This window comes from Anaerococcus porci (genome assembly GCF_009696575.1).
Classification (GTDB): Bacteria; Bacillota; Clostridia; order Tissierellales; family Peptoniphilaceae; genus Anaerococcus; species Anaerococcus porci.
In genome coordinates this window covers 1-23,854 of record NZ_VULQ01000012.1, presented here as the reverse complement: position 1 = coordinate 23,854, position 23,854 = coordinate 1, and the positions used below count along the sequence as shown (strand labels likewise).

Below are 23,854 nucleotides of genomic sequence, written 5' to 3'. Positions count from 1 at the left end.
ATGGAAATAATTGGAAAAGATGAAGAAATTTACCTAAAAGAAATTGATATAGATGATGCTTTTGATTTAAGATATTGGAAACTTTTCGAAGATGAAAGGCTTAGGGGATATAATTATGGAAATTTTACAGAAATTGACAGTGAAATCTGGTATAGGAATGTAAAGGGATTTAGGAAAAAGTACTTTGCAGTCAGAAGAATTAAAGATGATAGATTTATAGCCTTTATAGGGCTTAAGGATATAAATAAAATCATAAAAAAATCAGTCCTTGGTATAGTCTTTGATCCAGCTTTTACATCAAAAGGGTATGGATTTAAAGCTATGACTATACTACTAGATTACTATTTTAATGATATGAAATTTTATGAGCTTTATCTTGAGGTCAACGATTTTAATGTAAGGGCAAAAAAATTATATGAAAAGCTTGGTTTCAAAAAGATAGGTACAAGTTTTGAAGTCTTTGAAAACCAGGATGTTGAAATAGATGGTGAGTTTTTTGTAAAAAGATATAACAAGGTTTATTCAAAGATAAGCCAGATGAGAATTAGAAAAGGTGAGAGGTAGAAAATTGGAATTTAAAATTCAAAATTTAAGCCTTGACATGGGTGAAACTTCATTTGAAAATATGTTTCTAAATACCTATGTTCCAATGGCTGATGGTGATAGCCTAAAACTTTTCTTGCTTGTTTATAAGGACTTGAAAAATGAGGGAAGTGTCGATTTAGAAAAGATAAAAAAACAGCTTCTTTTTGATGATGAAAAACTTGAAAAATGCCTGAATTATTGGGTTAATATGGGAGTTTTTAGAAAAAAGGATAAGGGAAATGGTGAGTATTTTTATGAAATCATATCTCTAAGACAGCTTTATTTTGGAGAAAGTAAAAATGAAGATTCATCTTCTATGCTTGATATATCAAAAAGAAAGTCGGTTATGTTTGACTCTGTGGAAAGAATTATACAAAGAAAGCTAACCCCTCAAGATATTAGAAGAATTCAAGAAACTCTAGATGAATACAAGCAAGATCCAGAACTTGTAACAGAGGCTTTTAGGCAGGCAAAAGAGATAAATAATGTTGATGTTAAATATGTAATGGGTTTTTTAAAAACTTGGAGAGATCAATCTATATTTAGCCTTAATGATTTAAAAATTAAAGAAGAAAGAGAAAAGCTTTTAAGGCAAAAACAGTCTAAGAAAAATATTAGGAAAAAAATCTTCACTTCAAAAAATAAAAATTCAGCCAATAAGTCTTTCTCTCAAAAAGCAAGGGAGGAGAGATTTAGAAGAATTCTTGAAGGAGATGATAGGTAATGGATATTAAGGACAATATTTCAAGAATACTAGAAAATAGAAGGATAAAGGATAAAGAAGATCTTCAAAAAAGAAAAGAAGAAATCTATGAGAAATTCCCTAGAGTAAAAACTATAGATAATACCATTAAAGCATTTGGATTTAAGGCGGCATCTATGGCCTATGATGGTTTTGATGTAGAGGAACTTAAAAAAAGACTAAAGGAACTTGAAGAAGAAAAACAAACAATACTTTTAGAAAACTTCTACCCTAAAGACTACCTTAAAATTCACTATCATTGCAATATTTGTAAAGATACAGGCTTTATTGGAAATGATATATGTAGATGTAGAAGACAACTTATAATTGAAGAAAGATATTCCCAATCAAATATCAAAAATTTACTTCAAAGAGAAAACTTTAGAACTTTTAACCCAAATCTTTATTCTAAAAATCTATACAAGGATTATCCTATAAGTCCTTATGAAAATATTATAAGGGTTGGAAAGGATGCAAAAGCCTATATAAATAGCTTTGACAAGTCAAGCACAAACCTTTATATCTTTGGAGATGTAGGAAGAGGAAAGACATTTTTAATAAATTCTATCGCAAAAGAGCTCTTAGATAGGAATTTTTCAGTAGTTTATATGACAGCAACTAAAATTTTTTCCTTTATGAATGATTATCTTTATGCTTTTTCTGAAAGAAAGGAATTTTTACAAGAGGAGTATGACCTTATATTTAAGTCAGATCTTTTAATTATTGACGATTTGGGTAGTGAAAATGATAGAAATTCCAATGAGTCTAATCTTTTTGATATTGTAAATGATAGGATTATAAATAAAAAATCTATTATATTTTCATCAAATTATTCAGAAGATGAATTAAGAGAAATATATGGAGAGAGAATTTTTTCAAGAATCATGGGTTCATCTCATGTTATAGAGATATATGGAGACGATTTAAGACTTTTATTTTAGGAGATATTATGATAATTGTAGATAGAGAAACTATGAAAAATATTGATGCATATGCTATAAATGAGCTTAAAATTCCATCTATTTGTCTTGTAGAAAGAGCAAGTCTTGCTGTTTTGAATAATATAAATCTTGATATAAGAAATTCTTTTGGAATTGTTGCAAGTGTTGGAAATAACGGGGCAGATGGTATGGCTTTAGCACGTAACCTACTCTCTATAGGCAAAAAAGTAGAAATTTATATAGTTGGAGATATAAAAAAAGCAAGTACTGATTTTCTAATAAACTTTGAGTCTTGTAAAAAAATGACTGACAAAATTTTTGAGATAAGGACTATAGACGACATAGAATTTTTTAAAAATAATTTAGAGAAGATAAATACAATAATTGATGCAATATTTGGAACAGGCCTTAATAGGACAGTTTCTGGAATTTATTCTTATGTGATAGAGATAATAAATCTAAGCAATATTTTTACTATATCAATTGATATTCCATCAGGTTATGATTGTGATGGAGAAATGGACTTTGGAACATATGTAGATTCTGATTTTATAGTATCAATGCAACTTATGAAAAAGGGTCTTTATTATGATACTTATTTTAGAGATAAGATAGTTGTAGAAGATATTGGAATTGCCCAAAAAGCAATAGATAAATTTATTAATATTTGAAAAAAATAAAAGAAAAAGTATACTAATAATAATTGAATAAAGCAATGATAAGAAGCAGTAACTAGAAATAGCCTTTAGAGAGAAGATGTTTGGTGAAAATCTTTGGTGAAAGTTAGTGAATCCGTCTTTGAGCTTATAATTAGAGTGAATGAATAATTTTCATTAAATTGGGTGGTACCGCGATAATCTCGTCCCTTTTGGGAGGAGATTTTTTTATTATAAAAATTAACTTTGAAAATTATTTATTAAGAGAATTTGGAGGAAATATGTTAGATATTAAATTTGTAAGAGAAAATCCTGAAGTTGTTAAAGAAAATATTAAAAAGAAATTTCAAGATGAGAAATTACCATTAGTTGATGAAGTTATAGCACTTGATGAGAAACTTAGAGATGTAAAAACCGAAGGTGACAACCTTAGGGCTAAAAGAAATAAGACATCAAAAGAAATAGGTGTTCTTATGGGTCAAGGGAAAAAAGACGAAGCTGAGAAAGTTAAGGAAGAAGTTGGAGAAATAAACGATAGACTTGTTCAAATTGAAGAAGATACCAGAAAATTTCAAGACGAGTTAAAAGAAAAAATGCAAGTTATTCCCCAAATCATTGATGATTCAGTTCCAATAGGAAAAGATGATTCGGAAAATGTAGAAATAGAAAGATTTGGAGAAAATTATACAACAGATTTTGAAATTCCTTATCATGTTGACATCATGGATACATTTAATGGTATTGACCTAGATTCAGCAAGAGATACATCAGGAGCAGGATTTTATTATCTTAAAGGAGATATAGCTAGACTTCACTCAGCGATTCTTTCATATGCAAGAGACTTTATGATTGATAAGGGATATGAATACCATATTCCACCTTATATGATAAGATCTGATGTTGTGACAGGCGTAATGAGTTTTGCAGAAATGGAAGATATGATGTATAAAATAGAAGGGGAGGATTTGTATCTAATAGGTACAAGTGAGCACTCTATGATTGGTAAATTCATAAATACAATTACAGATGAAGAAGATATGCCACTAAAACTTACTTCATATTCACCATGTTTTAGAAAAGAAGTAGGAGCTCATGGGATAGAAGAAAGGGGTGTTTATAGAATTCATCAATTTGAAAAGCAAGAAATGGTAATTATCTGTAAACCAGAAGAATCTAAGAAATACTATGATGAATTATGGAAAAATACAGTGGAATTTTTCAGAAGTCTTGATATTCCAGTAAGAACATTGGAATGTTGCTCAGGAGATTTGGCAGACTTAAAGGTAAAATCATGTGATGTTGAAGCATGGAGTCCAAGACAAGGTAAATACTTTGAAGTAGGTTCATGTTCAAATCTTGGTGATGCCCAAGCTAGGAGGCTTAAAATAAGGCTAAGAGGGGAAAATGGAAATTACTTTGCCCATACCTTAAATAATACAGTAGTAGCACCTCCAAGGATGCTTATAGCATTTTTAGAAAATCTTTTACAAGAAGATGGATCTGTAAGAATACCAGAGCCACTTCAAATGTATATGGGCGGTAAGGAAAAAATTGTACCTAAAAAATAATTAATGATTAATAAAAATGCTATTGCAAGGATTAATTAATCTTTGCAATAGCATTTTCTTAAATTATTTTTTTATCACTTATAATCATATCAAGTTTTTCGTCAAGTGGATCAAGATTAAGGTTAAATGACTCGCTTATATCATAAAATAACCCTATATAAAAAGACTCATTATCCTTTATGAATTTATCATAAAATCCACCACCATATCCAATCCTATGCCTATTTTTATCAAAGGAAAGACCAGGTACAAGTGAGATTTCGATTTTATTACTTGTTTTCCTGTTTTTTGAAGTTTCTATATCATATAATCCATAAGTTAAATCATTAAACGATTCTAGTAAGACAGGAATCATTTTTCTATCTTCTGTGATTTTTGGTATATAAACTTTTTTTCCCATTTTCCAAGATTTTTCTATGATTTTTCTTGTATCGACTTCATCATTTTTAGAAAGATAGGTGAAAATTTCTGATGCATTTCTAAATTTATCAAGATTAAAAAGTTTTTTTCTTATCTCTTCATTCCAAGTTTCTCTTTCGTATTCACTTATCCTATCTCTTAAAGCTTTAAAATATCTTCTCATTTCTCTTTTCATCAACCTACTCCAAAATCCGTAATATTATATAGATAATCTATTTTTGGATTGTTCTTTAAAATTTTATGGTATTTATAAACAAACCATTCTACCAAATCGTCATCTCTTTTTACATCAGTTGAATTATTATTAAAGATATTTACAGTAGCATGAGGAAATTTATTTAAGATAATATCCATATCCCTATCTATCATATCTTTTGTCTGACCTTCAATACCTACCATAATGCATGGAGAATCAAAATATTTTAAAATATCCTTATAGGTCTTAAAATTTGCTCCTTTATTTAGGTATTTTTCTCTAAATTCATTATCAAAGCTTTCAACACCAGTTTTTAAAATTATTTTTTGTTCTTTAAAATATTCTCTTATCTCATTAACCCTACTTCTATAAATCCAATGAACTTCAAAAAATAAGGTGTGAATATTTTTCTTTTTTACAAGATCTTTTATCATTACTAATGTATTTTCCGTAAGTTCAAAAAATGAAGCAGAGTTTATTACTTCAACAGCCGAATAAAGTCCAGTAACTTTAGATAAGGCTTTTTCATTTATTTCATCTATTATTTTATCATCTATTTCATTATCATTTATATAGTCACAAAATCTGCATTGGCCCCACTTGCAGGGTTTAGCTTTTAGTAGGACTATTTCCCTTTTATATTTTTCATTTATTGTTGAATATCTTTTCACTGTTTTAACCTCTTTTTACTATTACTAACTTTCATATAAGTTGCTATTATTTCAGCCCCCAAAATAAGAGTTAGTGAAAACAAAAGCATCCAAGCTAAAAGAGCAATTATTCCTGCAAGCGTTCCATAGATTACTGACATATTGCTCATATTCTGTAAAAAGAAAGAATAAGCAAAACTTGCTACAGATACCATGATAGTTGCTGAAACGCTACCTATAAGGGCATCTTTAAAGCCGATTTTTATGGAATCATTGAACGGTGCTGATTTGTATAAAAATGTAAGAGAAAGAATTAAAGTAAGAGGTGGTATAATTGCAGAAAATAAATTTATTAATACTGAAAATTCGCTTAATGAAAAATCTGAATTAATAAGTCTTAGTATATTTTCAACAAGTCTTAGGAGACTATCGGCATATATTTTTAATAAAAATAAGAAAAATACTATAAAGATAAGGATAAAAGTATAAAAAAATCCAAATATCTTATTTTTTATCATAGAGTGATCATCCTCAAGCCCATAAGCAACATTTATAGCTATAAGGATTTTAGAAACACCTTTTGAAGCTGACCATAAGGCGAAAAGTAGGGTGATAGTTGAAATAGTTGTAATTGATGATGAGTTAAGAATTGAATCAACTATCATAGTTATAATTGCTCTGATAGATTCTGGCATAAGAGCAATAAATTCAAGGATTACATCTTCATTACCCTTCATGTATTTTGTAAGAATATTTAATAAAACTAAAAGCATTGGTATAGATGCTGATAAAAAGTAGTAAGAAAGTGATGAGGCAAGGGTCATTAAATCATGTTCTCTTACTCTTTCAATTAAGGTAAGGACAAAGTGTTTGACCTTGTCCTTAGAAAAATCTTTAAATATATCTCTCATTTTAAATAAGTATCAAACCATTCTTTGATAGCTTCAAGTCTTTTTATTCTTGCCTTAGGTTTACCAGATCTTGAAAGCTCATGGTTTTCTCCATGAAAAATATACATTTTACTATCTACGCCATTTTCTTTAATTCTTGTATACATTTGAAGACCTTGTTCTAAAGGACATCTATAATCTTCATCTGAATGGATAAACATGGTTGGTGTTTTTACATTTTTAGCGTGTTTTATTGGTGATTGTTCCCACATCTTATTAAGATTATCCCAAGGATTTGCTCCAGTTTGGTCAGGTGCAAAATAATAGCCTATATCAGATACTCCATAGAAGGAAGTCCAATTTGAAATAGATCTTTGTGAATTTGCTGCTTTAAAGCGGTCTGTATGCGATACTATCCAATTTGTCATAAAACCACCATAGGATCCACCATATACGCCCAAGTTATTTATGTCTATTTGGGGATATCTTTTTATAGCTTCATTAGTAAATTTCATTAAATCCTCATAATCGATACTGCCGTATTTTCCTCTTATATCAGAATATGCTACCCCATTTCCACTTGAACCATGTGGGTTAGTATAGATTACTATATAGCCATCATTCGAAAAAACTTGGTGTTCGTGGTGAAAAATATTTGAAAACTCAGTTTTTGGTCCTCCATGTATTGAAAGAAGGGTAGGATAAATCTTATTCTTATCAAAATCAGTAGGAAGAAGGACAAATCCTCTTATCTTATCACCATTTGATTCAAAGTAAAATTCTTCAATCTTTCCTATAGCAGACTTTACCTTATTATCAATAAGGATTTCATCATTATTTAAATCTTTTAAGTGACTTAGTCTTTTATCATCCATTGCAAAATAATAAATTTTATTATCTCCAACAACAAATTCTTCCACACAGCCATCTTTTAATAATTTTAGATTTTTTTCCTTATCAAATGAGTAAAGCTTAGATTCTTCTTTTTCTGTGACTAGAAAATAAAGAGTAGAATTTTTAAAGTAAAAGCTACGACCTGAGCCAAATCTTGCATCAGTACCTATGGAATTACCAAAAGATTTATCAAAATCATCAGGACTTATTTTTATATAATTTCCTTGAAAATTGATTTCATATATAAAACAGTCTTCATTTATTCCACCCTTTTTATGATCAGATCCAACAAAAACTATTCTATCATTATCAAAGAAAATATCATAATATGAAAATTTATCTCTTATGATAATTTTTTCTATATTTTTTTTAAAATCTATAAGGATTAAGTCTTCTTTGAGATTTCCTACCCCATTATAGCTTTTTAGTACAGTTACAGCGATCTTATCTAAATTATCATTTATAGCAAAGCTTTGAAGCTTACTATTATCAAATTTTCTTATTTCTTTTAGTTCATCTTTATCCTTATCATAAAAGTATAGAGATTCTATTTTATCATTATCATAGCCTAGACCATTATAATAGAAAGGAACTTTTGTAATTTCTTTATAAAAAGAATTTTCTTTTTCTTCCTCTCTTTCTTCTTTACTTAACTTATCACTTGCTTTAATTAGAAATCTTCCATCTTTTAGAACTTTTATAAAGGAAACATTTTTATTTATTTTAAAACAAGGTTGTGAAACATTTAAAGTCATATCTTTTTTATAAAAATAATCATATTTATCATCTGATTTTTCTTTAAAAATTAATATATTTTCTCTATCAAAGAAAAATAAGTTTATATTATTATTATCACTTACCTTATATGAAGCCTTTTTTTCTATATCATAAAGGTTAAGGAAAGAATCATATTTATTTTCTTTTAAATTTGCCTTGCTAGATTTAAAGGCCAAATATTTATTATCGTAGGATATCTCTAGATTCGAGTAAAATTTATAATCTAGAATATCTTTAATTTTAGTCTTTTCCATATGTCCTCCTATTTATATATATTATACATTATTTTCTAGTAAGAAAAAACTCTAAGGTTTATAAAAATATAAAAAGGGTATATATTTAATAACAAAATGATGGAGGTAGCCATATGAAATTAAATATTAAGGGAAAAAATATTAATGTTTATGATAGCTTAAAACGAGAGGCTCAAGAGAAATTTAATAGGTTGGATAAGTACTTCAATGGTGAAGAGGAAATGGACCTAAAATTCTCAACTGAGGGTAATCTTAAGAAAGTTGAGGCTACAATTTTTCTAAATGGAGGCACAATACTTCGTGCTGAAGAAGAAAATGGAGATTTTTCTACAGGAATCGATAGGGTAATTGATGCCTTAGTTAGACAAATTAGAAAACATAAGACAAAACTTGAAAGAAATCGTAAAAATGGAGAATCTATTAAGTTTGACTTGTTTGATGATGATGCAGAATTAGAAGAAGATGATAGTCCGAAAATTGTAAGAACTAAGGAGCTTATTCTAAGACCTATGAGTGATGAGGAAGCTGTTCTACAAATGGAGCTTTTAAACCATGATTTTTTCTTATATCTAGATGATATAGAAATGAAACAAAGACTAGTTTATAAAAGAAGAGATGGAGATTATGGACTAATTATCCCTGAATAAGGATTATGAGGCTAGCTAAGCTAGCCTTTTTTTTATAGGTGAATTTTGGTATAATATAAAAAAATATTTATAAAAAAAGGTGTAAAATGAAAAATATAGCAATAGTAGGTCTTGGTTTAATGGGTGGTTCGTTTGCCAAGGCTTTTATAAAATATACTAATAATAATATTTTTGTCTATGATATAGACAAAAAAAGTCTGGAAGATGGGAAAAATTTTGGAATAAGGGAAATTTTAAATTTAGAAGATTTATCCAAAATGGATTTAACAATAATTTGCTTAAATCCAAATATTATTATGAATTTTGTTAAAGAAAATCATAAATATTTTAAAAATACTGTAATGGATATAGCAGGAGTAAAAAATGAAGTCTATCCTTTGATTAAATCTTTTGAAAGTGAAGGTTCATTTATTTATAAATCAATCCATCCCATGGCAGGTAGAGAAATTTATGGTTTTAAATCATCTATAGATGACTTATATAAGGATGCTTCTATGATTTATGTGGATGAATTAAATGAGGAAGAAGTTTTTCTATTTAAATCTATAGGATTTAGTAAATTTGTAAAAGCATCTTGTGAAGTACATGATAAAATGATATCTTTTACCTCTCAGCTTTGCCATGTGATTTCAAATGCTTACATATTAAATGATAAGAGTTTAAATTATGATGGATTTGCTGCAGGAAGTTTAAAGGATATGACAAGAGTAGCAAAGATTAATGAAAAACTTTGGTCTGAGCTTTTTTTAGAAAATAGAAAATTTTTGCTTGAAGATATAGATATCCTTATTGATAACTTAAAAAATATAAAAAATTGTTTAATATATAATGATAGAAAATCTCTCGAAGACATACTTTTGAAGGGATCTAATATAAGAAAGAAGATGTGGTAATGAAACTTAGAGTAGATTTAGATAAGCCATATGATATAGAAATAAATGCAGGCTCAATAAATTGTCTTAATAGATATTTAAAAGAAAATTATAAAAATTCAAAGATTCTTTTAGTTAGTGACGACTTGGTATTTAATATACATAAAGAAAAAATACTTAAAGAATTAGATGGCTTTTTTTATAAGACTTATATACTTAAAAATGGTGAGAGTTCTAAAAATACAGAAAATCTTATTGAAATGTTAGAATTTGCAGCTAAAAATGAATATAGAAGATCTGATCTAGTATTAGCCTTTGGTGGTGGAGTTGTCGGAGACATAACAGGACTTTTTTCAAACCTATATCTTAGAGGACTAGACTTTATAGCAATTCCTACAACATTTTTATCAGCTATAGATTCATCTGTTGGTGGAAAAACAGCTGTAAATTTAAAGGAAGGTAAAAATTTATGTGGGACCTTTTACCAACCTAAGAAGGTCTTTATAGATACTGATTTCCTTAAAACTTTGTCTGACTACACTTTTAATGATGGATTAGCTGAGGCAATTAAGTATGCAATGATAAGAGATAAATCTCTACTTAAAAAACTCATGCAAGAGAAGATAGATAAGAATTATGAAAATCTTCCGTTAGTAATAAAATCTTGCCTTGATATAAAAAGAGAAGTTGTTAGAGAAGATGAAAAAGATTTAGGTATAAGACAAATTTTAAATTATGGTCATACTTTTGGTCATGCCATAGAAAAAAAATCCAATTTTAAGATAGGTCATGGTCATGCTGTAGCCTTGGGTATGTTAATTATGGTTAAATATTTTAATGAAGACTTTTATAATGATTTCTTAAAATTATTAGAAAAATATGGCTTATATGATAATATAGATTTCAATACGGAAGAAATATTAAAGCTATGCATGGTAGATAAGAAGTCTAGAAAAGATAGAATAACTATTATTGCAGTAAAGGAAATAGGTTCATGTGAGCTTATTGAAATAGGGTTAAAGGATTTAAGAAAGATATATGAAAACAGACAAGATTACAATTAAAAAGGGAAAGTTAAAAGGAGAGATTGATGCAATCTCTTCTAAATCTTTCGCTCATAGAGCTTTAATAATGGCAGGACTTTCAGATAGTCCAACAGAAATTTTTATTAATGAATTTTCTAAAGACATTAATGTTACCATTAAAGCCTTAGAAGATTTAGGTGCTTATATAGAAAGATATGAGGATAAGATAATACTAATACCAAGTAAAAAGAAACTAAATAAGGCTATAATTGATATGTATGAGTCAGGTTCATCTTTGAGATTTTTTACAGCAGTAAGTACTCACTTTGCAAAAGAAATTAAAATTATAGGTGAAAAAAGATTAAGCCAAAGACCGAATCTTGCTTTGATTGAAAACTTAAGAGAAAACGGACTTTCTATAGATAATGATAGACTTCCCTTTACTATTTCAGGAGATTTTTTGGGAGGGAATTTTAAATTATCCCATGATGAATCTAGTCAATATATTACGGCTCTTCTACTTGCTGGAAGCAAGAGTGCTAGAACTTTTATTGAACTTGATAATCTTGCAGAATCCGTTGGTTATGTAGATATTACAATTGATGTCTTGAAGGATTTCAATGTAGATGTTATAAAAGAAGGATTCTCCTATAAGATAGAAAATCCTAAAATTATATCACCCAAAAAATACTATGTAGAAGGAGACTGGTCAAATTCAGCCTTTTTTTATGGAGCGAATCTTTTGGGTTCTGATATAAAAATTAATAATTTAAATTTCAATACATCACAAAAAGATAAGGAAATAATAAGTATAATAGAAAGAATAAAAGAACATAAGAATAATGGAAAAACTCTTAAAATTGATATATCACAAATTCCAGATCTTGCTCCAATCACAGCTATCCTTCTTACAACATTAGATAAGCCCTCTTATATAGTAAATGGAAAAAGACTTAGGATAAAAGAAAGTGATAGGCTAATATCAACATGTCAAATGCTAAACAACCTAGGGGCAAAAGCTGAGATAAGGGGAGATGATCTTAAGGTGGAAGGAAAAATTAAAGGAGGAGTTGTAGATTCTTTTAATGACCATAGAATAGTAATGGCAGCAAGTATTGCATCAAACCTTGCGAGTGAAGATATTACAATACTAGACTATAAAGCAGTTAATAAGTCTTATCCTAACTTTTTTAATGACTTTGAAAAATTAGGGGGAGAATTAAGATAGGTGAATAAATGAGAAATATAAAAGATATAAGATTTGACATAGATAAGGTAGATGAGAAACTTATAAAATTGTTAGAAAAGAGATTTGATCTTTCAAAAGAGGTTAGCTTATATAAAAAAGAAAATAATAAGCCTATTTTTGATAAAGAAAGAGAGAATGAAATTCTTAAAAATTTGGAAAAAGAAAATAAAAAATATGGGCCGTATTTTAGAGAAATCTACAAAACTATTATGGAACAGTCGAAAAATTTGCAAAAAAAATGTGAAAGGTATGGACTCTTAGGGAAAAAACTTGGTCACTCTTTTTCAAAAATAATTCATGAAAAAATTGGAAACTACACTTATGAATATTTTGAAAAAGATGAAGATGAACTTAGTGATTTTTTTCAAAAAAGAGATTTCAAAGCTATAAATGTTACTATTCCATATAAAAACGATGTTATAAAATATTTGGATGTAATATCAGATAAGGCTGAAAAAATAGGGGCTGTAAATACTATAGTAAATATAGAGGGTAAACTTTATGGTTACAATACTGATTATGAAGGCTTTTTATATAATCTTAAAAAACACAAAATTGATATAAACGGAAAAAAAGTCTTAATTCTAGGAAAGGGTGCTACAAGTAATACCGTAAAAGTAGTTTTAGAAGATTTAGGTGCTAAAAAAATTGTAAGACTATCTAGAAGATTTAAGCCCTTCTTTAAGGATGTAAGCAATTATATAGATTATCAAATTATTATAAATACAACTCCTGTTGGTATGTTTCCTAATAATGAAAAAAAACTTTCTGATATTAACATTGATGATTTTAAAAACCTTGAAGCTTTTGTTGATTGTATATATAACCCTTTTATGACAAACTTATCTATAGATAGTAAAATTAAGGGGATTACATTTGCCACAGGTCTTGATATGTTAATAGCCCAAGGAGTTAGGGCTGCTGAATACTTTTTAGGTAAAAAAATTGATGATAAAAAAATTTGCCAAATAAGAAGTTCGATTTTTAAAGAACAAATGAATATAGCTCTTATTGGAATGCCAGGCTCTGGCAAAACAAGCATTGCTAATATACTTTCAAAAAAACTTGATAGAGAATTCATAGATATAGATTGTGAATTCGAAAAAAAATATGGAAATATAGAGGACTTTTTTAAGAGATATGGAGAAGATGAATTTAGAATAAAAGAAAGTGAAATTTTAAAAGAATATGGCAAAAAGGTTGGTCTTGTTATAGCCTGTGGTGGAGGAGTAATAAAAAAAGAAATAAATTATTATTATCTTAAGCAGAACTCTTTTATTGTTAATATAAAAAGAGATTTAGATAAGCTTGCCATAGAAGGTAGACCACTATCACTTGAAAAAAGAATTGAAGACTTATATAAGGAAAGAAAGGACTTGTATGAGAAATTTGAAGATGTAAGTGTTGAAAATATTGATATTAATGATTGTAGTGATGAAATTATAAGGATATTTTATGAAAATATTAGTTATTAATGGACCTAACTTAAATATGTTAGGAATAAGGGAAAAAGAGCTTTATGGGAAAAAAAATTATAAAAATCTAATAAAGACAATTAAAGACTATTGTGAAAAAGAAAAAATGACGGTTGAAATCTATCAGTCAAATTATGAGGGGGATTTGGTAAATAAAATCCAAGAAGCCTACAAGAACTATGATGGTATAGTTATAAATCCTGCAGCTTACACACATACATCAGTAGCAATACTTGATGCCCTTAAGGCTGTTTCTATACCAACTGTCGAAGTTCATCTTACAGATGTAGATCAAAGAGAAGAATTTAGAAAGATATCTTTTGTTTCTTACTATGCCCAAAAAACAATAAAGGGATTAGGCTTTGATGGCTATTTGAAAGCCATAGATTTTTTAAAAGAAAATTACAGTAAAATTTAATAAAAATATTTTACATTTGAAGGATTTTCATTTAATATTATATTTGTGAGAGTTTAATCCTAGCAAATTGAATAATATAAGAAAAATGGTAGGGTATACAGTGAATTAGAGGTGAAGAATTTGGCGTTATTAAATTTATTTAAATCATTTAGTCAAAAGGAGATAGACAACAATAAAAAGATTGTTGATAAAATCCTTGCTCTAGATGAAGATATGCAAAAATTAACAGATGAACAGTTACAACACAAGACGGTAGAATTTAAAGAAAGACTTAAAAATGGAGAAACACTAGATGACCTTCTAGTTGAAGCTTTTGCTACAATAAGAGAGGCAAGCGATAGAGTATTAGGAATGAAACACTACCCAGTTCAACTTCTAGGTGGAATTGTTCTACATAATGGACAAATAGCAGAAATGAAGACAGGTGAAGGTAAGACCCTTGTAGAAACAGCACCTGCTTATCTTAATGCCCTTGAAGGAAAAGGAGTTCATATAGTTACAGTAAATGATTACTTAGCAAAAAGGGACCAAGAATGGATGGGAAAAGTTTATTCATTTTTAGGCCTAAGTGTAGGTTGTATAATTTATGGACTTACAAACTCAGAAAGACAAGAAAATTATGCTTGTGACATAACTTATGGTACAAATAATCAGTTCGGTTTTGACTACTTAAGAGATAACATGGTTATATATAAGGATAATATGGTGCAAAGGGGACTCCACTATGCCATAGTTGATGAGGTTGATTCAATTCTTATAGATGAGGCAAGAACCCCACTTATAATATCAGGTGAGGGAGATGAGTCTACTGATACTTATCAAAGAGCAGATGAGTTTATAAAGGGACTTGAAGGAAGAATATTAGATCCAAATGAAGATTTAGACCAAGATCCGTTTGATAGGGAATTTGTTGTTGAAGATGTAGACTTTTTAGTTGATGAGAAAAGAAAATCATCAAACCTTACAGAAAAAGGTACAGCAAAGGCTGAAAAGTTCTTTGGGATAGATAATTTATCAGACCCAGAACATCTTGAACTTTCCCACTATATTAATAACGCACTTAAGGCAAATACTACAATGACAAGAGATATAGACTATGTAGTAAATAATGGTGAGGTTATGATAGTAGATGAGTTTACAGGTCGTATTATGCAAGGAAGAAGATATTCAGATGGTCTTCATCAAGCAATAGAGGCCAAAGAAGGTGTAGAAGTACAATCAGAATCAAAAACTTTAGCTACAATTACCTTCCAAAATTACTTTAGAATGTATGATAAGCTATCAGGTATGACAGGTACAGCAAAAACTGAAGAAGAAGAATTCTCAGAAATATATAAGTTGGATGTAGTTGAAATACCAACAAATAGACCTATTCAAAGAGTAGATGATGTTGATCATGTTTATATTAATGAACGAGGAAAATTCAATGCTATAGTTGAAGAAATAAAAAAAGTACATGCTACAGGTCAACCAATCCTTGTAGGTACAATTTCAATTGAAAGTTCAGAAAAGCTTTCAAATGAACTAAAGAAAGAAAAGATAAAACATGTTGTCTTAAATGCTAAAAATCACGAAAGGGAAGCTGATATAGTTGCCCAAGCAGGAAGGCTTGGATCTGTTACAATAGCAACCAATATGGCAGGCCGTGGTACAGATATTATGCTAGGTGGTAATGCAGATCACATGGCAAAGCAAAAACTTAAAAAAGAAGGGATATCAGATGAATTATTGGAACAAGTAGATTCCTTCCAAGATACAGACAACCAAGAAATCCTTGAAATTAGGAAAAAATACAGACATTATAAGTCACAAGTTAAATCTGGAATTGACAAGGAAGCTGAAAAGGTAAGAGAACTTGGTGGACTATATATCATAGGTTCTGAAAGACACGAATCAAGACGTATAGACAATCAGTTAAGAGGTCGTTCAGGTAGGCAAGGTGATCCAGGTAGATCAAGATTCTTTATTTCTCTAAAAGATGACCTTATTAGACTTAATGTAGGGGAGCAAGTATCTAAATTTGTAGAAAACCACAATTATCCAGAAGATGAACCTATAGTTTCAAAAATGGTAACAAAATCTATTGAAAAGGCCCAAAAAAGAGTAGAGGCAAATAACTTTGCAACAAGAAAAAGGGTTCTTCAATATGATGATGTTATGAATAAACAAAGAACTATAATCTACAATGAAAGAAAACAAGTTTTATATGGGGAAAATATGAGGGATTCAATCTTAGGTATGCTTAAGGATTCAATTACATCAGCAGTATACTCTTTTACAAATCCACAAATAAAACCTGAAAATTGGGAAATGGTGGCCTTATTAAATCATCTTAACACAATGGGTATACCTGTAGAAAACCTAAGATTTCCAAATATAAATGAATACACCCAAGAAAAGTTGATAGATTATATATATCAAATAAGCCTTGATAAATATATGGAAAAAGAAAAACAGTTTGGTGAAGATAACATGAGAGAGGTAGAAAGAGTTGTACTTCTTAGGGTTATAGATACAAAATGGATGGAACATATAGACTCAATGGATCAAATGAGAAAAGAAATAGGTGTAAGAGCAATGGGTAATGATGATCCAGTTAGAGCTTACACTAATACTGGATTTGATATGTATGAAGAAATGACAAAGTCTATTCAAGAAGAAACTGTAAGACTTATGATGGGTGTTGAAATTAGACAAAACATCGAAAGAAAGCAAGTACTAAAACCAGAAGAAGAAAAAACTCAAAATCCTCAAGAGGAAGAAGAAGCTACAAATAGGGCTGAAAGAAGAAGACTTAGAAGAGAACGAAATAAATCCAAGATAAAAAGATAGGTAATTATGGCAGAAATTTACGAATTAAAAGAGATGATTGAAATTGAGAATAAAAACTTAGAAATGATCGGGGTTCGTCTTTGACCCAGATAGCTTAAGTGAAGAGATAAAGATTTTAGAAAAAAAATCTATGTCAAAAGACTTTTGGGATAATAGTCAAAAAGCTCAAGAAATTATGACTAGTTTATCTGAAAAAAAGGATAAGTTTAATAATTATAAAAGATTTGTAGATGACTTAAAAGATTATAGTGATCTATTAGAAATAATAGAAGAAACTAATGAAACTAATGTGCTAAATGAAATTGAAGATTCACTAAAACAAATACAAAAAGAACTTAAAAAATTCAAAATACAAGTTGAACTTGATGGAGAATATGACAAAAATAATGCTTATATGGTAATACATGCAGGAGCAGGAGGGCTTGAGGCAACAGATTGGGCTCAAATGCTTATGAGAATGTATACTAGGTATTTTGAAAGAAGAAATTTTAAATTTGAGCTTCAGGACCTAAATAATGAAGAGGCTGGTGGAATAAAATCTGCTACCATACATGTAAAAGCTCCTTATGCATATGGTTATCTTAAGGGAGAGAAGGGAGTCCATAGACTTGTAAGAATATCTCCTTTTGATTCATCAAAAAGAAGGCATACATCTTTTGCATCAGTAGATATATTTCCTGAATTAAATGATGATATGACAGTTGAAATAGACCCGAAAGATATTAGGATAGATACCTATAGGGCAAGTGGAGCAGGTGGTCAACATGTAAATAAAACTGACTCTGCAGTTAGAATTACTCATATTCCAACAGGGGTTATTGCCTCATCTCAAGCTGAAAGAAGCCAAACACAAAATAAAGAAACAGCTATGAAACTTCTTTATGCTAAACTTATTCAAATTAAGGAAGAAGAACATAGGGAAAAAATAGAAGACATTCAAGGAAACTACACTCAAATTGCTTGGGGTAGTCAGATTAGATCTTATGTATTTCATCCATACACACTTGTGAAAGATCACAGAACCAATTATGAAGTAGGTAATGTGGAGGCTGTTATGGATGGAGATATAGATGGTTTTATAGATTCATATCTAGCAAGTGGAGAAAGCAAATAGCTTTTTCTAGAATTAAGCTGTTTTGAGATTTTTCTTAAGACAGCTTTTTATATAAGGAGAAAAAATGAAAGATATAATACTTACAGCTGATAGGCCGACTGGAAAACTTCACCTAGGTCATTACGTTGGTTCACTTAAAAATAGGGTTAAGATTCAAAATGAAGGAAACTTTGATAAGATGTATGTAATGATAGCAGACGCACAAGCTCTTACTGATAATTTTGATAACCCTCAAAAAATAAGAGAAAATATAACAGAGGTGATGCTTGATTACTTGTCAGTAGGGCTTGATCCAGAAAAGGTAACAATCTTTGTCCAATCGTATGTTAAAGAGCTAACAGAATTAACTTTTTATTTACTTAATCTGGTTACAGTATCAAGACTTGAGAGAAATCCAACAGTAAAAAGTGAAATAAAGCTTAGAAATTTTGAAACTAGCCTTCCTGCAGGATTTTTAATCTATCCTGTAAGTCAAACATCAGATATTATTCTTTTTGATTCAAATATAGTTCCAGTAGGAGAAGATCAAGAACCAATGCTCGAGCAAGCTAGAGAATTGGTTCGCTCCTTTAATCATACCTACAAGGAAATTTTTAGAGAACCAAAAGCTGTAATTCCTGAAAATAAGGTATGTAGAAGACTTCCAGGAACTGATGGAAATGCTAAGATGAGCAAGTCACTTAATAACTGCATATATCTATCTGACTCAAAAGAAACAGTTAAAAAAAAGGTAATGAGTATGTTTACAGACCCTGATCACTTAAAGATATCTGATCCAGGGAAGGTTGAAGGTAATACGGTTTTTACCTATCTTGATGCTTTTTGTGATGAAACTCATTTTAAAAAATATCTTCCAGATTATAAGAATTTAGATGAATTAAAAAATCACTATAGACGTGGTGGACTTGGAGATGTTAAAATAAAGAAATTCTTAAATAAAGTACTTGAAGATGAACTTGAACCTATAAGAGAAAGAAGAGCATATTATGCTAGAGATATAAATAAACTTTTTGAAATCCTTGAAAAGAGTTCTAAAGAAGCGAGCGAATATGGTCAAAAGAAACTTGCTCAAGTAAAAGAAGCTATGGGTATAAATTATTTTGATGATAGGGATTTAATTCTTAATCTTCAAGCAAAATATGAAAAGTAGAATAAAAATCGAAAAGTAGATTGTTAAAAAAAGTGTAAGTTTTCTTGCACTTTTTTATTACTATGTTATAGTGAAAAAATAGTCATGAACGAATCTATATTTATTTGATTAGATAAATATAGATAAAAAGGAGTATTTAGAGAAATGAACAAAACTAAAAAGAAAAAATTAGGGTTAATACCTAAGCTTTTGATAGCGATTGCCCTAGGTACTATGGCAGGTTTATATCTACCAGAATGGTTTGTAAGAATAGCGGTAACATTCTCATCCATTTTTGGTGCTTTTTTAAACTTTGTTATACCACTTATGATTATCGCTTTTGTAACTAAGGGAATTGCAGATCTTGGAGAAGGGTTTCGTGTCATAATAGTGATAGAGGCAAATAGTTATGTAAATACAAGGAATTCAAGACTTCTACCAAAGTTTAAAACTCAAAAAATAAATAATTGGTGTGCTGCTTAGAGTATCCATTTTAATAATGGATATTGTAAATAGCATACCAATAAAACTAAGAATTCTTTAAAGAGTCTTATTTTGTGATGAAAATTTAATATGTAAATCTCAGACGATAGAAAGCAATAATTCTATCGTCTTTTTAGTACCATAAATAGTGTAAGAAAGGAAGTAATTCCTATCTTGCACTATTTTTGTATAATGAAGAAGTAGTATGACGAGGGTCTTTTAGGGTTAAAACATCCGACATAAAAACTGTCAACTACCTTTTCATTATTCATATTCGATTAAGCAGGTAGGGCAAAACGTCCGTGTCACGAGCTAAAATGAGTGTAATGGTGGTGTAAATGTCAAGTGAAAAATGGTCCACTTATAGTAAAAATATAAGTTATTAATTCATTTACCTTTCCCCATCACTGTTACTAGAAATTACATCTTCCACTATCAATTCATCAGCATCTAAAGAATACTTTTTCAAAACCTTAATTATCTGATCTAAATCTTTATCTTTATATTTTTCAATTAATTCTATGAATTTTTTTGGATTTTTGGTAAAATACTTATCAAGGCATATTTTCTAATTATCTTTACACTACCTTCTACATGTCCCTTCTCATTACCAGAAAAACAATTAGTTACATTAATCGAAAAGCCATAGTAGTTTGCAAATTCAAGAAGTCTATAATTAAGTTTCTTCTCATTTTTACCAATGAATTTACTAACAACATTTTTCATATTATCATAGACTATTTCCTTATACATACCACCAATCATTCAAAAAACCTCACTTGAGAATCAAAAAACACATCTTTATTTTGACTTTTGTACAGATAAGCCCATCTAAAATTTGTGCAGGTGAGCTCATAACAGCCAAATTTAATTTTTCTAATTTACCATCAATTAAAAGTTTAACTTCTCCAAAATCATATTCTAATCTATCAGCAAAGTCATATTGTTGTTTTATGAAACATTCTTTTGTCTTATTTCTTTTCTTTCTAACATATGCTGCAATAGATGGATATGATATATCATAACCTTTATCTAAGATCATCTTATGAATTTGAACAGCACTTAAACTTTGTTTATGATTTCTAAGTCTTATTATTGCATGCTTATCCATTAAATTAATCACCTCACATACCTCCGTATTTTTATTTTACATATGGAGGATAAACTAAAACAAGTGGACCATTTTTCGATTAGAATTAATCGATTTTTGGACCACTTTTAGTTTATCATTTACAATTGTAAAGATTGTACAAATAAATCTTTTTGTATTCGATGTTCAGGCGTTGCACACAGTGAATCTGGTAATTATCTCAAATCTTATGCTTTTGCATGTCAAATGGCAGAAGTTAGACATTACAAATATAAGCAAAGAGAGGAGGATTTTTAGAATGAGAGTTAATGAGAATAAACAAGTTTTTACCAAACCTGTTGTTCATCAAGGAGAAAGCAAAGTTATACATGTAGTATGTAAATCAGCTAATTGTAGTGGAAGTTCTACTAATATTTCAATCAATAAACTTGATGAAGTGACAAAATCTAAAGTTGCATAGTTTATTGATAAATAGGTCATCTTATAATTTTAATTTCGAAAAGTCGTTTCCAATATCTTGATAGTTAGAAACGACTTTTTTAGTGACAAGATTTTAAATATAATTTTATAAAAATAAAAATTTATTTTTTATGGTGAGGGGAGAGAAATCACGAATAAATCTAATTCTCCATAATAAAAATATAAAGTGAATGATACTTGGAAAGTCAGGATTCTAAAATAGGAAATAAAATTTTAGAATCTCGGCTTAAACTTTTCATTTATTTCAAATTTATATTTTCAAGAGCGAACGAAGTGAGTTTATATACCATTGATAATTACAAAGGACTGATTTTAAATCAGTATCTTTATTGCTCCACGCAAGGGTAAAAGCTCTGCAGGAGGCAAGACACCTAAAAGGTGTATAATTGCGCCCTTAGAAAATCTAAGGGAAATTGATTAGTGAAAGGAAGTGAGAAAATAGCAGAAAGTTTTCACTTTTATATCTCCATGATTAGTAGGGGAAAAGGAAAAAGTGCCGTAGCAAGTGCAGCATATATCTCTTGTAAAAAACTAAAAAATAAATGGGATGGTATTACACATGATTACCATAATAAAAAAGGACTACTCCATGAAAAAATATATCTACCAGAAAATGCAAAAGAAGAATTTAAAGATAGAAACACATTATGGAATAGTGTTGAACTAAATGAAAAAGCAATCAACGCACAACTTGCAAGAAATTTTATTATTGCTCACCTAAAAGAGTTAAGCGTTGATGAAAATATAAAAATGATGGAAGAATATATCAAAGAAAATTTTATACAAAAAGGAATGATTGCTGACTAATGTATTCATGATGAAAGTGATGAAAAATCATAATATCCATGCACATATTATGACAACTGTTCGACCATTAAATCCAGAAAGTGATTAAAGATTTTTCTTACACTATTTCTACAAAACAAATGAGAGTACCAAATTTTGGAATAATAGATATTGGAAATGCTAAATATAGGTATTTAACAGAAAGAGAATGTTTAAGACTCATGGGTTTTGATGATAGTGATATAGACAAACTAGAGGGAGTACATCCAAGAAGAAAAAATTGCACCTCAAGTAAACTATATAAGCAGGCCGGCAATTCTATTGTGGTCGATATTTTAATGGAAATCATTAAAGTGTTAATGTAGGTTAGTGTAATTAATATACTAAAGATGATATAATATCTACAAGCAGATTTTTTATATACTAGTAGAATCTGTATGCTATTTTAAAGGAAGGGAATAAAATGAAGAAAATATTTTTTAGAATCTTTTTAATAGTTATTATTTTAGTAGTTTTAGTTTTTATTCTTAGAATATATAATGACTATAAGTATAAAGATACCAATGCTTTGAAATCTCCTGAATATTATAATGATGTTACTAATATAAGTTTATATCCTACAGATATTGACGGAGTTGATGTAACTTATGTAGATGAGGGTAGGATGCAAGGCTTTAGATTTATACCTAAAGAAAAATCACATAAGGGTCTTGTAATTTGTTTTGGAGGTTCTGAGGGAAGTCCAAATTTTGAAACTGCTAAAAGATTGGCTGAAGAGGGATATGAAACCTTTGCACTATTTATGTTCGGCATGAAAAACCAAGAACAAACTTTGAGAAAAATCCCTTTAGAACAATTTAAAGATGTTATCAATTATATAAATAAAAATATAAAAGACAATAAGCCAATAAGTGTTTTGGGAGCGTCAAAAGGTGCAGAATATGCCCTTAATTTAGCTAGCAAATATTCTGAAATAGATAATCTGATTTTAATAGCACCTTCATCTTATAATTTCGCCGGTCTAGATTTTAATGACTATGGTTCATCATGGACATATAAAGGAAAGGAACTTCCATATATAGATATAAAAAAATCATCATTTAACTCATTTTTAAAAAATATTATTGTTCCGAATATTATTAAAAGTCCTATTAGCTATAAAGAAACTTATAATAGTGCAATAGAAAAAGACTCATCAAGCCAAGAAAAACTAATACCAGTCAAAGATGTTAAGGCAAATATATTGATGATTGTAGGCGAGGATGATTTGATGTGGGATAGCCTTGCTATGGCAGATAAAATAAAAGAACAAAACCCTAAGGCAAAGATTTATTCATATAAAGAAGCAGGGCATATATTTGCTAGCAATGGTGTTTTAAATTTAGGAAAAATTAGAATTGCAACAGGTGGGACAACTGAAAGCAATGATAAAGCAGAAAGTGAATCAAGAAAAACTATTGATGCTTTCTTAAAAGAAAACCATAAATAGAAAATTACTTGGATATTTAAGGACGGTAGAAAATTAAAATCTATCGTCTTTTTTTGCTCTAAAAAGGAGGTAGGAAATGCAAGTAAATGATTTTAAGAATATACAAGAAGCAATAAAGTATGAAGTGTTACAAGATGAAAAAGAATATTTAAAACTCTTAAAAGTTATAGGCAATAATCAGAAATATGATTT

22 protein-coding genes, 3 pseudogenes and 1 other annotated feature are annotated in these 23,854 nt (G+C 29.1%); of the genes and pseudogenes, 19 read left to right on the top strand and 6 right to left on the bottom strand.

Annotated elements, in window-relative coordinates; genetic code table 11:
• The 5 genes from FYJ26_RS08750 (at window position 1) to serS (ending at window position 4,492) form a co-directional block, all read left to right on the top strand.
• Window positions 1–564, top strand: coding sequence for a GNAT family N-acetyltransferase (locus tag FYJ26_RS08750; protein WP_154541599.1), 564 nt, complete (start codon window positions 1–3; stop codon window positions 562–564).
• Window positions 554–1,309 carry a DnaD domain-containing protein gene (locus tag FYJ26_RS08745; protein WP_176269661.1) on the top strand — a complete coding sequence of 252 codons (756 nt, stop codon included), beginning with the start codon at window positions 554–556 and terminating at the stop codon, window positions 1,307–1,309. Before FYJ26_RS08750 ends, FYJ26_RS08745 begins: the two co-directional genes overlap by 11 nt.
• Window positions 1,309–2,268: an ATP-binding protein gene (locus FYJ26_RS08740; RefSeq protein WP_154541597.1), complete on the top strand. Its 960-nt coding sequence runs from the start codon at window positions 1,309–1,311 to the stop codon at window positions 2,266–2,268. Before FYJ26_RS08745 ends, FYJ26_RS08740 begins: the two co-directional genes overlap by 1 nt.
• 8 nt (window positions 2,269–2,276) lie before the next feature.
• Window positions 2,277–2,939 (top strand): NAD(P)H-hydrate epimerase, encoded by a 663-nt coding sequence (locus FYJ26_RS08735; protein WP_154541595.1) that lies wholly within the window; start codon window positions 2,277–2,279, stop codon window positions 2,937–2,939.
• 35 nt (window positions 2,940–2,974) lie between these two features.
• Window positions 2,975–3,138: a binding site (T-box leader), on the top strand.
• 67 nt (window positions 3,139–3,205) lie between these two features.
• Window positions 3,206–4,492 (top strand): serine--tRNA ligase, encoded by a 1,287-nt coding sequence (gene serS / locus FYJ26_RS08730; protein WP_154541593.1) that lies wholly within the window; start codon window positions 3,206–3,208, stop codon window positions 4,490–4,492.
• 58 nt (window positions 4,493–4,550) lie between these two features.
• On the opposite strand, the gene FYJ26_RS08725 is transcribed toward serS, so the two are convergent.
• Genes FYJ26_RS08725 through FYJ26_RS08710 form a run of 4 tightly spaced genes read right to left on the bottom strand, consistent with a single transcriptional unit; the run spans window position 4,551 to window position 8,573 of the window.
• On the bottom strand, window positions 4,551–5,087 hold the full coding sequence (locus FYJ26_RS08725; RefSeq protein ID WP_154541591.1) for a 5-formyltetrahydrofolate cyclo-ligase: 537 nt from the start codon (window positions 5,085–5,087) through the stop codon (window positions 4,551–4,553).
• Window positions 5,087–5,779 (bottom strand): radical SAM protein, encoded by a 693-nt coding sequence (locus tag FYJ26_RS08720; RefSeq protein WP_176269659.1) that lies wholly within the window; start codon window positions 5,777–5,779, stop codon window positions 5,087–5,089. The genes FYJ26_RS08725 and FYJ26_RS08720 overlap by 1 nt, the downstream gene beginning before the upstream one ends.
• Window positions 5,776–6,669 (bottom strand): YihY/virulence factor BrkB family protein, encoded by an 894-nt coding sequence (locus FYJ26_RS08715; protein WP_154541589.1) that lies wholly within the window; start codon window positions 6,667–6,669, stop codon window positions 5,776–5,778. The genes FYJ26_RS08720 and FYJ26_RS08715 overlap by 4 nt, the downstream gene beginning before the upstream one ends.
• Window positions 6,666–8,573 carry an alpha/beta hydrolase family protein gene (locus tag FYJ26_RS08710; RefSeq protein WP_154541587.1) on the bottom strand — a complete coding sequence of 636 codons (1,908 nt, stop codon included), beginning with the start codon at window positions 8,571–8,573 and terminating at the stop codon, window positions 6,666–6,668. Before FYJ26_RS08710 ends, FYJ26_RS08715 begins: the two co-directional genes overlap by 4 nt.
• A gap of 113 nt (window positions 8,574–8,686) precedes the next feature.
• On the opposite strand from FYJ26_RS08710, the gene hpf reads away from it, so the two are divergent.
• From hpf to FYJ26_RS08660, 10 genes and pseudogenes are all read left to right on the top strand, one after another.
• Window positions 8,687–9,220, top strand: a complete 534-nt coding sequence (gene hpf, locus FYJ26_RS08705) for a ribosome hibernation-promoting factor, HPF/YfiA family (RefSeq protein WP_154541585.1) — start codon at window positions 8,687–8,689, stop codon at window positions 9,218–9,220.
• Between the two features lie 86 nt (window positions 9,221–9,306).
• A complete protein-coding gene (locus tag FYJ26_RS08700; RefSeq protein WP_154541583.1) occupies window positions 9,307–10,113 on the top strand; it encodes a prephenate dehydrogenase in 807 nt (268 codons plus the stop codon).
• The gene (gene aroB / locus FYJ26_RS08695; protein WP_154541581.1) at window positions 10,113–11,156 is read left to right on the top strand and encodes a 3-dehydroquinate synthase; all 1,044 of its coding nucleotides are present in this window, start codon (window positions 10,113–10,115) and stop codon (window positions 11,154–11,156) included. The genes FYJ26_RS08700 and aroB overlap by 1 nt, the downstream gene beginning before the upstream one ends.
• Window positions 11,131–12,345 carry a 3-phosphoshikimate 1-carboxyvinyltransferase gene (aroA, locus tag FYJ26_RS08690; protein ID WP_154541579.1) on the top strand — a complete coding sequence of 405 codons (1,215 nt, stop codon included), beginning with the start codon at window positions 11,131–11,133 and terminating at the stop codon, window positions 12,343–12,345. Before aroB ends, aroA begins: the two co-directional genes overlap by 26 nt.
• A gap of 8 nt (window positions 12,346–12,353) precedes the next feature.
• On the top strand, window positions 12,354–13,841 hold the full coding sequence (locus FYJ26_RS08685) for a shikimate kinase (protein WP_154541577.1): 1,488 nt from the start codon (window positions 12,354–12,356) through the stop codon (window positions 13,839–13,841).
• Window positions 13,822–14,259, top strand: coding sequence for a type II 3-dehydroquinate dehydratase (aroQ, locus tag FYJ26_RS08680; RefSeq protein WP_154541575.1), 438 nt, complete (start codon window positions 13,822–13,824; stop codon window positions 14,257–14,259). Before FYJ26_RS08685 ends, aroQ begins: the two co-directional genes overlap by 20 nt.
• 120 nt (window positions 14,260–14,379) lie before the next feature.
• Window positions 14,380–17,091, top strand: coding sequence for a preprotein translocase subunit SecA (secA, locus tag FYJ26_RS08675; RefSeq protein ID WP_154541573.1), 2,712 nt, complete (start codon window positions 14,380–14,382; stop codon window positions 17,089–17,091).
• Between the two features lie 6 nt (window positions 17,092–17,097).
• Window positions 17,098–18,205, top strand: a protein-coding gene (gene prfB / locus FYJ26_RS08670) for a peptide chain release factor 2 (RefSeq protein ID WP_154541571.1) whose coding sequence is annotated in 2 segments (ribosomal slippage) — window positions 17,098–17,172 and window positions 17,174–18,205 — 1,107 coding nt in all. Because the reading frame shifts where the segments join, the coding sequence is not laid out codon by codon here.
• A 64-nt stretch (window positions 18,206–18,269) separates the two neighbouring features.
• Window positions 18,270–19,355, top strand: a complete 1,086-nt coding sequence (gene trpS / locus FYJ26_RS08665; RefSeq protein ID WP_154541569.1) for a tryptophan--tRNA ligase — start codon at window positions 18,270–18,272, stop codon at window positions 19,353–19,355.
• Window positions 19,356–19,499: 144 nt separating this feature from the next.
• Window positions 19,500–19,709 (top strand): annotated as a pseudogene (locus FYJ26_RS08660) (cation:dicarboxylate symporter family transporter); the annotation flags it as partial.
• Window positions 19,710–20,336: 627 nt separating this feature from the next.
• On the opposite strand, the gene FYJ26_RS08655 reads toward FYJ26_RS08660, so the two are convergent.
• Window positions 20,337–20,582, bottom strand: coding sequence for a hypothetical protein (locus FYJ26_RS08655; protein ID WP_154541567.1), 246 nt, complete (start codon window positions 20,580–20,582; stop codon window positions 20,337–20,339).
• Window positions 20,583–20,592: 10 nt separating this feature from the next.
• A complete protein-coding gene (locus tag FYJ26_RS08650) occupies window positions 20,593–20,928 on the bottom strand; it encodes a hypothetical protein (RefSeq protein ID WP_154541565.1) in 336 nt (111 codons plus the stop codon).
• A 277-nt stretch (window positions 20,929–21,205) separates the two neighbouring features.
• Between FYJ26_RS08650 and FYJ26_RS08645 the strand changes: the two genes are divergently transcribed.
• From FYJ26_RS08645 to FYJ26_RS08630, 4 genes and pseudogenes are all read left to right on the top strand, one after another.
• Window positions 21,206–21,367, top strand: coding sequence for a hypothetical protein (locus tag FYJ26_RS08645; RefSeq protein WP_154541563.1), 162 nt, complete (start codon window positions 21,206–21,208; stop codon window positions 21,365–21,367).
• Window positions 21,368–21,825: 458 nt separating this feature from the next.
• Window positions 21,826–22,279 (top strand): annotated as a pseudogene (locus FYJ26_RS08640) (MobA/MobL family protein); the annotation flags it as partial.
• Window positions 22,272–22,538, top strand: a pseudogene (locus FYJ26_RS08635) (DNA cytosine methyltransferase); the annotation flags it as partial. The pseudogenes FYJ26_RS08640 and FYJ26_RS08635, both read left to right, overlap by 8 nt.
• 98 nt (window positions 22,539–22,636) lie before the next feature.
• The gene (locus FYJ26_RS08630) at window positions 22,637–23,662 is read left to right on the top strand and encodes an alpha/beta fold hydrolase (RefSeq protein WP_154541561.1); all 1,026 of its coding nucleotides are present in this window, start codon (window positions 22,637–22,639) and stop codon (window positions 23,660–23,662) included.
• Window positions 23,663–23,854: the final 192 nt, after the last annotated feature.